A 12,904-nucleotide genomic window follows, 5' to 3' on the forward strand; every position below is an offset into this window, starting at 1 on the left:
GGACGGCAGCATCTCATTATCACATGCGTATGAAAACTACACCTGCCAGATGAATTACATCTTCCAGGCTGTACGCGCTTTTCTCGCTTGCGTGTGGATCAAATTGTACATGTTAGATTAATTGTACATGCGCTTAACAGCGGTCAGATGCTTGCCCCAGTAGCTGCCTGGGCCAATCGACAGATAGCCGACCTTACCGAGCCCGCCGCCTTCTTGAATCATGCGGTTGTGCCCTACATAGATGCCGCAGTGTTTGCCGTTCTCGAAAATCAATAGATCGCCAGGGCGCATGCTGCTTCTTGGAACCCTCCAGCCAATGCTGCTCGCCTGAACCTTTGAGGCTCCACTCATCTTGTACCCAAGTGCATGGTGGTACACATATGCAGTAAAATTCGAACAGTCAAATCCGTACTGACCCCTGTCTTCATTGTGCCCCCACCGGTATGGTGTTCCAAGTTTGCTCTTTGCTACAGCCAGAACTGCGTTCGTCTTTGCTTGCACCGATGCACTTGGCAATGCCCGTGCGTGAACAGTACGGTCAAATCGCACGCCGGGCGGCAGTTGCGTTGACACACGTGCTGAACGAGCGGCACTCGGGGTGCCGTTTGGAGCAACCCAATAGGTGCGCTTCACCACGTAGCCGGTGCGACCTTGTGGGTCGCGGACGTGCCACCACTTTGCGTTGCCTCCCGCCAGTACTCTAAGAACCGTACCACGAGACTCAAGTTTGATTGCGTTCCTCGAGGTCTGAGGTGAACGTCGCAACCACACACCTCGAACAGCGTGAACTGTCTGCACTGTCGCAGCCTTTGCCGTTATGATGCTTCCTGCTGTGCCCTGTGGCGCCGCCGCCATGGATGCCAATGCAGGAAATGTACACGCAGCAACAAAACCCAAGACCCATTTATTTAAGCGTCGACTGTGTTCCATGTAGAGCATTCCTCCCAAAGCCTCCGAGGTTAGTTGTCGGGTTCGGATAAGAGGATTTACCCGGGCTTGTCCGCCTTCACCCCAAGCAAAATAGACTGTCGCGACAGTCTTTCGCACAGTTCCCCCGTACCTGCCTTGTGGCAGGATTCGGCAGTTTATTTAGCAATGTGTTCTGTGAGGGGCTTTATGGAAAGCCGAATCACACTATCAACGCTAACATCTTTTCTGGTATGACCCCATAGTAGATGGATGGCAAGGATGGCAAAAACGCACCAGACCATCGGGTTCGTCTGCGTGCATCAGCGCCAATTGTGGTATCATATGGTGTGGGCTCCAGCTGATTTGAATTCGATTGGGATGACGTCAGTTGGTGTCTGCGTGGAAAACTTTGACGGTTGATTCAAGGAGGGGATTACATATGGCAGATCGTACATTCGGCTTTGCCGGCAAGCAAGTACCGTTACAAGGACCCGAGTTGAAACCCGGAGACAAGGCGCCAGATTTCGAGGTTCAGGCCAACGACTTGTCCAGAGTAACACTTTCCGATACGAAGGGTAAGGTTCGCTTGATTAGCGTTGTCCCGTCCCTCGATACCGGCGTCTGCGATGCTCAAACGCGAAGATTCAATGAAGAAGGCGCCAAGCTTGGAGATCACGTTGCCATCCTGACCATCAGTGCCGACTTGCCGTTTGCGCAGAAGCGCTGGTGCGGAGCAGCTGGTATTGACAAGGTTCAAACCTTGTCAGACCACTTAAATATGGCATTCGGTTCTGCATATGGCACCTATAACACGGAATACCGTTTGGAGAGCCGTGCGGTGTTTGTCGTTGATTCCAGCGACACAGTCACCTACGCAGAATACGTACCCGCAGCTGGCGAGCATCCGAACTACGAAGCAGCCCTCGAAGCTGCCAAAGCTGCAAAGTAACCTGCACCGCAAAAGTTAACGAATAAAAGGGCTGATTCACTCTACCCAGAAGGTAGAGTGAATCAGCCCTTTTTAATGCTTTTTAAGATGGCTTGTAATACTCTTTAATGCTTTTTAATGGGTTTTGATACTTTTTAATGCAGTTCCAGTCCTCGTAGCCTGTATTAACGGTCATCTTTCTTCGGCGGATTTTGTGGTCCTTCTGCTGCAGGCCGTGACGAAAGATTTGGATTCGGTTTCCACAAGACGGGGCGGGATCCAGTGCCTCCGCCTGAGCTTGAGCCCGGTTTAGCCGACTTGGGATTCTCGCTCTGAGAAGATGGAGCACTTTTTCCACTGTCAGTTTCGAGCATCATACTAAAGGTATCGCTGCGCAAACCGCGTCGAATACTCTCCAGTGCAACGATGTCAATGGGTTTTACGTTGCCGAGATTGACTCTGTTGCCAAAACGACGAATATGGTAAATCTGTTGTTTACGTTGCGGGGCTTCCCAGATGAGCCGAGTCGACAGGGGGCCAAGAGCATTGACCAGTGCTTCGACGTCTGAATCGTGTACTTCCCCGTGGGGCCCGTACACGCCAACAGACTCCCCGCCTTCGCGTCCCTCAACCAAAATATACTTGGCTCCTTCAGCCAAATCGCCCCGAATGATCTCAGCTTGTTCCTCTACGGCAAGAAACGTGCCCTCGGCCTTCTTCCCAACCTCAGAAAGTATCGTAAAGCCCATTTCCTTTGCCGTTCGAATCACTTGCCGCCTGGTGTGAACCGGAAGGTCGATTGTCCCGTCGGAAACCTCTATCACCCGGATTCCGGATTTCCACAATGATTCTAAATAAAGTTCCCATACATTTTGGACAATCGCAATTTCGAGGGATGTCCCGCCTGGGTAGGCGAGCACACCATACTCCTGACAAAGACTGACCTTACTGTGGATAGATTCAGGAGAACACACTCCTGCGCTGCCAAACCCAAACTTCCAAAAATCCACGTGATCTGAAGCCATCTGAAGCAAATCCCGAAACATGGACAAGGGAATTCCGGTGTCAATCACCATTGTGAGACCCGCAAGACGTGGCTTAGGAACGCGCCCCGGCAACGGATCGCGCAGGAGTTCCCACCAGTTTAGTTCATTCACGTTATGCATGCCCCTTTACGCCAGTCATTCACTGTGACAGCTTATGGGGTTCAATCATGATTCGTGACAACCATCCCAAAAAATGAACGGTTCATTCAGTGCAGCAACAACATTAATCCTGCGACGGCAACAAGCACAATCCCGGACAGCTTGTCCGCGGAAACGGCGACCTTCTTACCGAGAAACCGGCCGATTTCAAGCCCGACATACGTCATCACAAGACTGATGCAACCAAAGGCAATTGCAGCCAGTGTCAGAGGGACGTCTAGCATACCGAGGCCAAAACCGACCGTAAGATTGTCAAGACTCAGCGCTATGGCGAGAATAATGCTCTTAACGCCCGGTAGGGACGGTTCCCTTTGCTCGTCCGCCTTTTGCTCGTCTGACGCCTTCAGGAAAAAGTACACCCCGACTGCAGCCAGCAAACCAACTCCGACGTAGCGGGCGTGATTGCCAATCAAGCGGGCAACCTCATCACCGAGGAAGATACCAAGTATCGGCATCAGAGCCTCAAAAAGAGCAAACAAAAACGCGATCTGCAGCAGTTTAGAGCGCTTTAGCCCAGACGTACCTAATGCAACTGACGCAAGCGCGTTGTTCAGACCAAGGGCCATTCCAAGGAGTACGAGCTGCAAGACCATGGCGAATTCCTCCCTTTACCGCTTGCTCACCTTCAGGGGAGCCCGTCGCCAAATGGAGCGTGTATCAAACTCAAACAACCGCATTGCGTCCCCGACAAGAGATTGGGTGCCGAGCACCAGCAATAGATCCGCTTCGGAAGAGAGCCTCTCCCTCGCGCTAACCAAGGCGTCTTCCAAATACTGAGCTGTCGAAACGTCTTCATAGAGTGTCCGGGCAAGCCTTGTCCAATTGTCATCAAACTGAAGGTGCGGGTTGTGCGCCCGACAGATGACCACAAAGTCGACAACATCCGACAGAACCTTTAGAACCCCTGTACCGTCTTTATCCTCTGGGATACCAATAATGGCACCGACTCGTCCCGTGATCCGTTCACCGGAATCTGTTTCTTGTCGGCGATTCCGGATGTACTCGCGAACGAGGGCAGCGGATCGGCCGTGGATGGTTCCATCTACGACGACTCTCGGCTCAATCGATACAGTCTGCAGCCGACCAGGCAGGGATAGTTCCTGAAGGTCTAAATACGCCGGGAGAACCATATCAGGGCGCTTGTCCAATGCAGCATGCTGTGCTGCGGACAAAGCAACCGCCACGTTGTCTGCCAGATGAATTTGTGCGTACGGTAACCTCACTTGGCATTCACCGCATTTCGTCTCGACGGTGATGATGCACGTGAGACCTTCCACCCGCCTATCTCTCACGGCAATCGTGTCGCCAAGCGTTGATAATTCGATGTCATCACTCGACCGCTCGGTGAGAATCCCTTGCACCGTAGCTGTCTGAGGATGTGTACAAACCCAACGTGTGTCCTTTGTGATGACACCCGCCTTTTCGGTTCCTACCTCTGCATATGTTCTCCCGAGCTCTCGAGTGTGTTCAAGGAAAACAGGTGCAATCACAGCACCGACATGTCGAACCTGATTGACGTCATCATGAAGAGCGCCTCGCCCCAGTTCAAATACATTGATATCGGTCTTGCTGTCAGAAAACCACTTCACCGCGATCGCAGCGAGCAAACCTACCGGCCCAAAGTACTCGTTCTCCGGCAGGTCCCAGTTGTCCACCGTTTCCCGCAAGTCGTCAACATACCGAGCAAACTGTCGTTCCGGCATCACCTGACCATTTACGCGAAAACGCTCCATAAAGTCAACCAAATGTGGACCGGTAAAGAGGCCCACACGAAACCCCATTTGCTCGAGCATAGCGGCTATCAAGATGGAATGAGAGCCCTTTCCTTTACTGCCTGTCACGGCAATGTTGTACATGGACGCATCCAAGTCACCCATAGCTTTTAGAAGTCGGCCTGTCCACTCTGGATGGCGCGTTTCCTTATCCATGCCCCGCTGTATGTAAGGTTTGGCCCGGTTATAAGAACTGTAAATCCAATTGATGGCGCCAAAGGCGCCACCGTCAAAAGTACGATTTGTCAATTTCATCGCTCCGTCATCGGTGCGTTGTTCCCAACGTGTAATGGATTTCAGAAGGTAGTGTACCACATCGTTCAATGCTGAGACGAGTGAACAGATAAGTTTAAATGAGTTTCGGCGTTTAGATGCGTTTTCGCATTGCCCAAGTGCGAAAATAAGGATGCCCGACATACACAAATCCGGACTTTTCATAGAACCGGATGGCTCGCTGGTTGTTTGTTTGAACCCACAGCTCAATCCCAGCCATACCTTTCGCTCTTGCTTGCTGCACGATATTGTCCAGTACACTTGTTGCCAAGCCGCTGCCGTGCAACTGCGCATCCAACACAATGGTATTGATATGCAAATACGGAGGTCGCAGCGAATAGACACAAAATCCTCGCACGTGGTTTTGCTGGTCAACCAGTACGTAGGTGGTCGTCTCAGGTACGTACAGCACTTCCATGGGCTGTACAGGCCGTCCCCATGCTTCAAGCAAAATCGGGTCCATCTCCTGTTTTGCCAGACTCAGTATCGCCGTGTCGTCGGGTTGCTTTTTTTTCCGCCACGTTAATCCGAAGCGTTTCTGAAATTCATCTGCATGGTTTGACGGTTGACCTGTAACCGTCAAGATCTCCACACCATCGTCATGAACATGTACGGTGTGTTCGAAATGGGCTCCGAAGGATCCGTCTCGTGTCACTTCCGTCCAACCATCCTCCCGGATGAATGTCATCGGCTCGCCGGCTACCACCACAGGCTCGATGGCCAGCACCATTCCAGAACGCAGGCGCGGACCGTGGCCTGGAGGTCCGTAGTTGGGAATCTGCGGTGCTTCATGGAGACTGAGACCAATGCCATGTCCCTGTGCTTTTTTGACAACAGCCAGTCCGGCCTGTGCAATGGATTCCCCAATCACATGTGAAACATCGGACAGGCGTACATCAGGCTGAATGACAGCCAGACCAGCATCCAAGGCGTGCTTTGTTGCAGATACGAGGTGCCGTGCATCCACACTACAATCACCAACCAGGTGTGTCTTTGCACAGTCGCTGTGGAATCCGGCAAATTGTACCCCGACGTCTACTTTGACCACATCCCCGGTCTGAATCACTCGTTCTCCGGGTACACCGTGACCGATTTCGTCGTTAACGGAAACACAAATAGCCCCAGGAAACGCGTATTCTTCGCGAAACGACGGCCTTCCGCCATACGCGGTCATCGCTTGTTCCGCAATTGCGTCAAGTTCTTTTGTACTGATCCCGGGTTCTAACAGGCCAGCTACTGTCTCGTGCACCAACGCGTTGATCTGACAGGCTTCCCGAATCAGGTTAATGTCTTCTTTGCTCTTCGTATAAATCAAAGCGACTCCCCCAAGCGCTACAGCAAGACTCCTGTGTTCTGGTTTATGACCAGCACGGAAGAGTTGTTCCAATCTACGGGTGTTTGCAGTAAAGCTTGGGCGCCGAATGATGTGGATTTGATCTCGTCGTATGGGCTAATGCTGGGGTCAAATCACAGTTTAGATGCATTTTGTGTGCAGAGCAGAAAGTGGGCTTTATTACAGGGTACTCGGGGTGAGCGGATGACGGTTTTGCAAGTTATTGAAGGTGAACGGGAGGAGCTGCGTCAAAAAAGCCAGCCGATTCAATGTATTGATGGCGCTGTAGTGGAACTGGCGCGCGATTTGCTGGAGACCCTGCGTGTATATCACGTGGCAAGCCTGTCCGCGCCGCAGTGCGGGCGTTACGTAAGGATGTTTGTTACAGACATTCTGGGAAAGCAACAGGTGTGGATCAATCCTGAAATAACCGAGTTCGAAGGGAAAAGTGGAAGTGTAGAGTCCTGCGCGAGTTTTCCAGATTTAAACCTGGAAGTCAAACGACCCGAGAAATTGGTGGTGCAAGTCCTTGAACTGAATGGAACGACCACAACACAAACTTTGTCTGGGATCGAAGCGAGGCTCGTGGCCCACGAAATCGATCACCTGGATGGTATCATTTTTCACGACCGTCTAGATGCAGAAGAGCTATTTGAGCAGATGTTAAACAGCGTTGAGACCAGCTCGTCGGACATCGAGTTTGAAGAGGTTCAAGAGTTCGAGGAATCCGATGACACTTGGGATATCGCGGACGTAACCGACACAAGCGCCGGTGACGAGATGAGCAGCGATGACAGCGAGAATGAAGATGTGGATGACGACATACAGCAGATTCTTGACCTGCTTGCCGATGGCGTGTGGAAGATTACCTTGGCCGTAGAACTACTGAAAGAGTTTGATCTCGACGAGCAGGAGTTAGACCAACTCGCATGCCTTGAGAGGTTGGGTGAAGACCTCTCCGAGTCCGTAACCTACTTTGAATCCACGTTCGGAGATGAAGCATAAGGAGAGCGGCAAAGACGTCATGGCCTTTGTCACCCTCCTCAATCCTTCCAGGATATCAGCACCGCATTCCTAATTCTCGAACGTCGGAGCCTTCCTGTGCTTTGTCGCTTGTTCGTATGCGTAAGCCAATCGCAGCAGCGTCGGTTCGGAATACGCCAAGCCGCTGAACGTGACACCAACGGGTTCGCCATTTGAAGCGGCAAACCCAGCCGGAACAGTGATTGACGGATAACCTGCTTTCGCCGGAAGTGCTGCACCCCAGTTATTCGGAAACAACAGCGCATCCAGTTGGTGTTCTTTCATCACTGCATCGATGCCGACTTTGGCTGCGTAGTACAAGTCACGCGCGCGTGCTTCGATGTATGTCGACTCAGTCAATGTTCCACTGGTATCCTCGGCTGCGGTCAATAAGGTCTGCCCATGTTTCAGTGCAGATTCTTCATGGGCCAGATTAAACGCAATTACTTCAGCCAAAGAGTGGACCTTTGCATTCGGACCCAAGGTTGCCAAATACGCGTTGAGGTCGGCTTTAAACTCGTAAATGAGAACGTCAATAGACCCTGACTCCTTGAGGTTTGGAATGTTGACCGGGTCGATAATCTCTGCCCCTAATTCCTTCATTCTTTCAATAGCCTCGTTCATCAGTTGCAGCTTATCCTCAGGCAGCCTTTCGTAAAAACCTTCTCTTGGCACGCCAATCCGCGCGCCGCGCAGGCCTTGACTGTCAAGAAAAACGGTGTAGTCAGATCTAGCCCGGCCGACACTGGCCAGCGTTGCAGGGTCTTTCTCATCCACGCCGGCAATAACACCGAGCAAAATGGCAGCGTCACGGACTGTACGAGCCATGGGGCCGGCCGTATCCTGACTGTGCGCAATCGGGATAATACCTGTTCGGCTGACAAGACCAAGCGTCGGCTTGATCCCGACAATGTTATGTTGACTGCTCGGACTGAGAATCGAACCCGACGTCTCCGTACCAATCGCAACGGTCGTGAGGTTGGCTGCGACGGATGCGCCTGAACCAGAACTGGATCCTCCTGTATCAAGTTCCCCCGGCCCATACGGATTGAGAACTTGACCACCGCGTGAACTAAAACCGTTCGGCATATTCTCGGTCATGAAGTTGGCCCATTCTGTCATGTTCGCCTTACCGAGCAACACCGCTCCCGCAGCACGTAACCGCCTTACAATAAATGCATCTTCGGCGGCTCGTGAATCGGCCAAAGCCAGTGATCCAGCACTCGTGTGCATCTTATCCCCTGAGTCGATGTTATCCTTCACAACCACCGGAATACCGTGTAAAGGGCCTCGCGGTCCGTAAAGCGCGCGCTCTGCATCCAATGCTTCTGCGAGGGCGAGGGCATCAGGATTGACCTCAAGTATTGAGTTTAACTGCGGACCTGACTTGTCGATCTCAGCAATACGACCTAGATAGTATAGGACGATTTCTTTGGATGTCAGTTCACCACGCGCCATCGCGCTTTGTAGAGCTGTGATGGTCGGTTCTTCAGCAATGCCTGTCAAATCGGGATACCATGGCTTGTTATCCAACGTTACTCCTCCAGCGACTCAGCTATCGTTTTGTATGCTCCGAAGCGTACTTCGACAGTTTCATCGTTATCTACTACTTACCGTTGGTCGTCTTCATCTACTACTTCATGTTCTTTCACGACATGTGTGTAATCGTATCCGTGGGTGCAGTGCTCACAATGAACTCGAACAGCGACCTCTCCAGCAGGAGCTGTCACGTGATTCACGTTACCGCATTTCGGACATACCGAGTCAAATTCCCAGTGTGTATGATGGACCTCATTCATTGTGATCCCCTCCCATCCTGATGCTTTTATGATAATCCACTTTATAATCTCTTACTAGTCATGTTAGAAACTACAACTTTTAAAGCAACCTAACCAGCGCAATCAACCAGCGCATGATGGCGGTCCTCTGTGGGAAGTGTATAGGTGATATTCGCCATTCTACTGAGGGGGGATTGTAATGCCTGACGAACCAACCTCCATGCAAGCTCAAAGCAACCTCGGAGAGGCTCAGGACTCAGTCCATAAGGCACGGCGCGCCGTTGCAGAGGCGCTCTCTAACACAACGACAACAAGTCTGGAACAAGCATCCCACGCCGTGCAAAAGGCACAGCACGCAGTCGCTCAATGCACCGACAGCCCCATGGGCCCAGCTGTCCGTGAAGTGCAAGATGAACTGTCATCGGTTGAAGCGGACTTTGGCCGTGCGCAACAAAATACCTAAGGAGGTACGTCTGACTCACGGAGCTGTATGACCTACCAAACGGCGCTGAGTCTGTCACTCATCGTCTTGGCGTTTTGCAACATCTCCGCGAACAGCTCTGCAACTGTGGGGACGCTGTGAATCAGCCCCATCGACTGGCCGGCCCAAGCGTAGCCCTCGTCAAGCACCCCTTCGAGGGCAGCACGTTTGTTGCGCTGGCCACTCACGTATGGGTAAATTTGTTCTGCGGACTTGTGCTCTGATTCCTCGCTCAGGATTTTCTGAACCCACTGCGAGTTGAGGACCCGCCCAGGTGCACCAATAGAACGCTTGATGACGACTGTTTCATTCTCTTGGCCTTGAACCAGCGCAGCTTTGTAGGCATTGTGCGCGATACACTCCTTTGTTGCGACAAACCGAGTGCCCATCTCGATGCCTTGGGCTCCGAGCGCGAGTGCGGCTGCAAAACCTCGTCCGTCCGCAATCCCACCGCTTGCAACAACGGGGATGGACACCGCGTCAACCACCCGTGGAACCAACACGAGAGTACCCGTGTCGGATCGGCCAATGTGACCTCCACCTTCTTGTCCCACAGCCATCACTGCGTCAGCGCCAAGTTGTTCTGCTTTCACAGCCTGTCTCGCGGCGCCGACAAGGACCAGTTTACGAATACCTGTACCCTCAAGTTGCCGTAAGATGGGTTCCGGGTTTCCACCCGTGAGACTGACAACGGGAACCCCTTCGTCGACAATTACCTCGAGCAGTCCAGCGATATCATGATGTTGGCTAATCGCCAAGTTTACACCGAATGGTTTCTTCGTGAGTGAGCGTGTCTTGTCGATTTCAGCCCGCAATTCCGCTGCCGACGACAGCGAAGTGGCAGTGACCTGACCCAGCCCGCCCGCGTTTGAAACCGCTGCTGCCAATTCAGAGTAGGCAAGGTTTGCAAGCCCGCCCTGGATAATCGGCACGTCAATCTCAAGCAGTTCTGTCAGCCTTGTTTTCACCCCGGTCACCTCCGCTATGTATCACGAGACTTCCATGGTCGATCCGTTGTTCCTCGACTTGAGACCCGCTGTTACCGTCTTTTGCATGCACGACAGGTGCCAGTTTCAATCGAATCCCTAAGTTACGTTACATAAGTTACGTTACAATAGAGGTATCTGTATCAAAGGTGTCTGCATCGTTCCAAAAGCGGGAAATTGATAAATTACTGTAGGTGAGTCTTTTGATATACACGGACGGCATCCATATGATTTCATCCGTCAGTCTCGAGGAGTTGCATACGTTCGCTCGCGACAAGTTGAAGTTGCCGGCGAGATGGTTTCATCCCTCTCCAAGGCACCCGCATTACGATCTGTTGACGCCCGATTCGCTGCAGAGGGCTTTGGCTGAAGGGGCAGTCAAAACCACATCGAAAGCCATTGTGCGCGTCATTCAAGGGAACCCCAACCTGACTTTGCTAAAGGATCCCCACTCATCCTCCTGATGGGAAAAATGGCTGCCTGTTCGGCAGCCATTTCTTCAATCGTCAGCCCTCATCTTACATGCGCTCGGAAATGATCTTCGATACCACAAAGTGGCGCAGATAGTCTCGGCTACCGGCCTTCGCGTCCGTACCAGACATCTTGAAGCCCCCAAACGGATGCACACCAACCAACGAACCCGTGCACTTGCGGTTCAAGTAGAGGTTGCCGCACTCGATCCGCTCCATCGCATAGCGCAAATGTTCGCGGTTGACGCTGAACACGGAACCCGTCAGTCCATACTCGGTATCGTTAAAGATATCGACCGCCTGTTCAAACGACTCAGCTTTGCAAATCGCGAGGACAGGTCCAAAAATCTCTTCCTGCATAATCCTGGATTTGGGATCTGCGTCGACAAAGATGGTCGGATTGATGTAATAACCTGTGCTGTCATCAGCTGTGCCGCCAAGCACAAGTTTGGCCTCGGATTTGCCGATCTCGATGTAACCGACAATCTTGTCAAACTGCTTCTTTTCGATGACAGGGCCAACTGCTGCGTTGCTATCGGGGGTGCCCACCTGAAGCCCTTTGGCCGCTTCGACCACTTTATTGACGACCTCGTCATACACATCTTTGTGGATAATGGCGCGGGAACCAGCAGAGCACTTCTGGCCTTGGAAACCGAAGGCAGACTGGACAATGGCGAGGGCCGCTGCATCGAGATCAGCTTCGCTGTCAACGAGAATGCCATCCTTGCCGCCCATTTCTGCAACGACGCGCTTGATGCCGCGCTGTCCACTGACGCGTTTGGAAGCATGCTCAGCAATGTGCAGACCGACGTTTTTCGATCCCGTAAAGGATACGAATGCAGTGTCCGGATGACCAGTCATGTAGTCGCCGATCTCCTCAGGAGCACCCGGCACAAAGTTGATGACGCCGTCTGGCAACCCGATCTGCTTCATCAGTTCCATAAATTTGTAACCGACTACAGAAGAATTCGGAGATGGTTTCAACAAGACAGTGTTGCCTGCGACAATAGCGGAGGTTGTCATTCCCGTAAGAATCGCGAGCGGGAAGTTCCAAGGTGGAATAATCACACCAATGCCAAGCGGCGCGTACACCTCATGGTTCATTTCTGCCGGGAATGGTACAAGCGGGTCAGGATGAGCCATCCGAACCATCTGACGGCCGTAAAACTCGAGAAAATCGATGGCTTCAGCGACGTCCCCATCTGCTTCTGCCCAGTTTTTGCCGACTTCATAGACCTGCCAAGCAGCAAATTCAAGCTTGCGTCGGCGAATCTCCGCTGCTGCCTTAAACAGGTAACCTGCACGGATTTCAGGGTCGGTGTATCGCCAGGTTTCGAGCGCTTCTTTGGCAGCGGCAATCGCGTCGTCAATGTGCGCTTTTGTCGCCTGACTGACGTACCCGACAACTTGATTGTGATTCGACGGATTCAACGAAGGACTCGTTTCGGTCGTCTGAATCCGCTTTCCACCAATAATTAACGGATAGGTCTGGCCAAGTTGGCCCTGCACTTTTGCCAGTTCAGCCTGCATTGCGGCTTTGGTTGCTGGATCTGCAAAGTTAAGCGGTGGTTCGTTTCGATATTCCATCAATGTCTGCATGTAAACGACCTCCTTCCGTTCACTATCATACTATGTCTGCTCAGGATTTGCAGGTGGTTGATTCAGCTAAACAGCAGCATCGACAAATTACTCGATACAAACGAATGCATGGCGTTATATGTGTCCAAACTAGATAGAAAGGTCAAA

General features: G+C 52.1%; 14 protein-coding genes and 1 riboswitch. Of the genes, 5 read left to right on the top strand and 9 right to left on the bottom strand.

What is annotated here, in order from left to right:
• Positions 1-117 precede the first annotated feature (117 nt).
• Positions 118-930, bottom strand: a complete 813-nt coding sequence (locus AN477_RS04665; protein WP_245631716.1) for a C40 family peptidase — start codon at positions 928-930, stop codon at positions 118-120.
• A gap of 6 nt (positions 931-936) precedes the next feature.
• Positions 937-1,093, bottom strand: a riboswitch (cyclic di-AMP (ydaO/yuaA leader).
• A gap of 95 nt (positions 1,094-1,188) precedes the next feature.
• Between AN477_RS04665 and AN477_RS24285 the strand changes: the two genes are divergently transcribed.
• Positions 1,189-1,329 carry a hypothetical protein gene (locus AN477_RS24285; protein ID WP_157061817.1) on the top strand — a complete coding sequence of 47 codons (141 nt, stop codon included), beginning with the start codon at positions 1,189-1,191 and terminating at the stop codon, positions 1,327-1,329.
• Positions 1,330-1,348: 19 nt separating this feature from the next.
• Complete coding sequence (gene tpx, locus AN477_RS04670; protein ID WP_054968014.1) at positions 1,349-1,858, top strand: thiol peroxidase; 510 nt, start codon at positions 1,349-1,351, stop codon at positions 1,856-1,858.
• Between the two features lie 164 nt (positions 1,859-2,022).
• Here the strand turns inward: tpx and comA are convergent, their stop codons facing one another.
• From comA to map, 4 genes are all read right to left on the bottom strand, one after another.
• Complete coding sequence (gene comA, locus AN477_RS04675) at positions 2,023-2,994, bottom strand: phosphosulfolactate synthase (RefSeq protein ID WP_054968015.1); 972 nt, start codon at positions 2,992-2,994, stop codon at positions 2,023-2,025.
• A gap of 95 nt (positions 2,995-3,089) precedes the next feature.
• Positions 3,090-3,635, bottom strand: a complete 546-nt coding sequence (locus AN477_RS04680; RefSeq protein WP_245631717.1) for a manganese efflux pump MntP — start codon at positions 3,633-3,635, stop codon at positions 3,090-3,092.
• Positions 3,636-3,650: 15 nt separating this feature from the next.
• Positions 3,651-5,063: a folylpolyglutamate synthase/dihydrofolate synthase family protein gene (locus AN477_RS04685; RefSeq protein ID WP_054968016.1), complete on the bottom strand. Its 1,413-nt coding sequence runs from the start codon at positions 5,061-5,063 to the stop codon at positions 3,651-3,653.
• Between the two features lie 118 nt (positions 5,064-5,181).
• Positions 5,182-6,402: a type I methionyl aminopeptidase gene (map, locus tag AN477_RS23655; protein ID WP_083485962.1), complete on the bottom strand. Its 1,221-nt coding sequence runs from the start codon at positions 6,400-6,402 to the stop codon at positions 5,182-5,184.
• Positions 6,403-6,624: 222 nt separating this feature from the next.
• Between map and AN477_RS04695 the strand changes: the two genes are divergently transcribed.
• On the top strand, positions 6,625-7,425 hold the full coding sequence (locus AN477_RS04695) for a peptide deformylase (protein WP_054968017.1): 801 nt from the start codon (positions 6,625-6,627) through the stop codon (positions 7,423-7,425).
• Between the two features lie 69 nt (positions 7,426-7,494).
• Here the strand turns inward: AN477_RS04695 and AN477_RS04700 are convergent, their stop codons facing one another.
• Positions 7,495-8,976 carry an amidase gene (locus tag AN477_RS04700; RefSeq protein WP_054968018.1) on the bottom strand — a complete coding sequence of 494 codons (1,482 nt, stop codon included), beginning with the start codon at positions 8,974-8,976 and terminating at the stop codon, positions 7,495-7,497.
• A 77-nt stretch (positions 8,977-9,053) separates the two neighbouring features.
• Positions 9,054-9,242 (bottom strand): hypothetical protein, encoded by a 189-nt coding sequence (locus AN477_RS04705; RefSeq protein WP_054968019.1) that lies wholly within the window; start codon positions 9,240-9,242, stop codon positions 9,054-9,056.
• Positions 9,243-9,420: 178 nt separating this feature from the next.
• Between AN477_RS04705 and AN477_RS04710 the strand changes: the two genes are divergently transcribed.
• Positions 9,421-9,684, top strand: coding sequence for a hypothetical protein (locus AN477_RS04710; RefSeq protein ID WP_054968020.1), 264 nt, complete (start codon positions 9,421-9,423; stop codon positions 9,682-9,684).
• Positions 9,685-9,716: 32 nt separating this feature from the next.
• On the opposite strand, the gene AN477_RS04715 is transcribed toward AN477_RS04710, so the two are convergent.
• Positions 9,717-10,670: an NAD(P)H-dependent flavin oxidoreductase gene (locus AN477_RS04715; protein WP_054968021.1), complete on the bottom strand. Its 954-nt coding sequence runs from the start codon at positions 10,668-10,670 to the stop codon at positions 9,717-9,719.
• A 221-nt stretch (positions 10,671-10,891) separates the two neighbouring features.
• On the opposite strand from AN477_RS04715, the gene AN477_RS04720 reads away from it, so the two are divergent.
• Positions 10,892-11,152: a DUF4031 domain-containing protein gene (locus tag AN477_RS04720; protein ID WP_054968022.1), complete on the top strand. Its 261-nt coding sequence runs from the start codon at positions 10,892-10,894 to the stop codon at positions 11,150-11,152.
• 54 nt (positions 11,153-11,206) lie between these two features.
• Here AN477_RS04720 and pruA read toward each other — a convergent pair whose 3' ends face one another.
• Positions 11,207-12,757, bottom strand: a complete 1,551-nt coding sequence (pruA, locus tag AN477_RS04725; protein ID WP_054968023.1) for an L-glutamate gamma-semialdehyde dehydrogenase — start codon at positions 12,755-12,757, stop codon at positions 11,207-11,209.
• Between the last annotated feature and the right edge of the window lie 147 nt (positions 12,758-12,904).

The sequence above is a fragment of the Paenalicyclobacillus ferrooxydans genome (assembly GCF_001399675.1).
Taxonomy (GTDB): domain Bacteria; phylum Bacillota; class Bacilli; order Alicyclobacillales; family Alicyclobacillaceae; genus Alicyclobacillus_B; species Alicyclobacillus_B ferrooxydans.

What these genes read in the sequence shown, in the direction of transcription:
- tpx (WP_054968014.1), top strand. Translation starts at nt 1,349, where the DNA reads ATGGCAGATCGTACATTCGGCTTTGCCGGCAAGCAAGTACCGTTACAA.
- AN477_RS04665 (WP_245631716.1), bottom strand. Translation starts at nt 930, where the DNA reads ATGGAACACAGTCGACGCTTAAATAAATGGGTCTTGGGTTTTGTTGCT.
- AN477_RS04695 (WP_054968017.1), top strand. Translation starts at nt 6,625, where the DNA reads ATGACGGTTTTGCAAGTTATTGAAGGTGAACGGGAGGAGCTGCGTCAA.
- AN477_RS04680 (WP_245631717.1), bottom strand. Translation starts at nt 3,635, where the DNA reads ATGGTCTTGCAGCTCGTACTCCTTGGAATGGCCCTTGGTCTGAACAAC.
- pruA (WP_054968023.1), bottom strand. Translation starts at nt 12,757, where the DNA reads ATGCAGACATTGATGGAATATCGAAACGAACCACCGCTTAACTTTGCA.
- AN477_RS04710 (WP_054968020.1), top strand. Translation starts at nt 9,421, where the DNA reads ATGCCTGACGAACCAACCTCCATGCAAGCTCAAAGCAACCTCGGAGAG.
- AN477_RS04705 (WP_054968019.1), bottom strand. Translation starts at nt 9,242, where the DNA reads ATGAATGAGGTCCATCATACACACTGGGAATTTGACTCGGTATGTCCG.
- AN477_RS24285 (WP_157061817.1), top strand. Translation starts at nt 1,189, where the DNA reads ATGGCAAAAACGCACCAGACCATCGGGTTCGTCTGCGTGCATCAGCGC.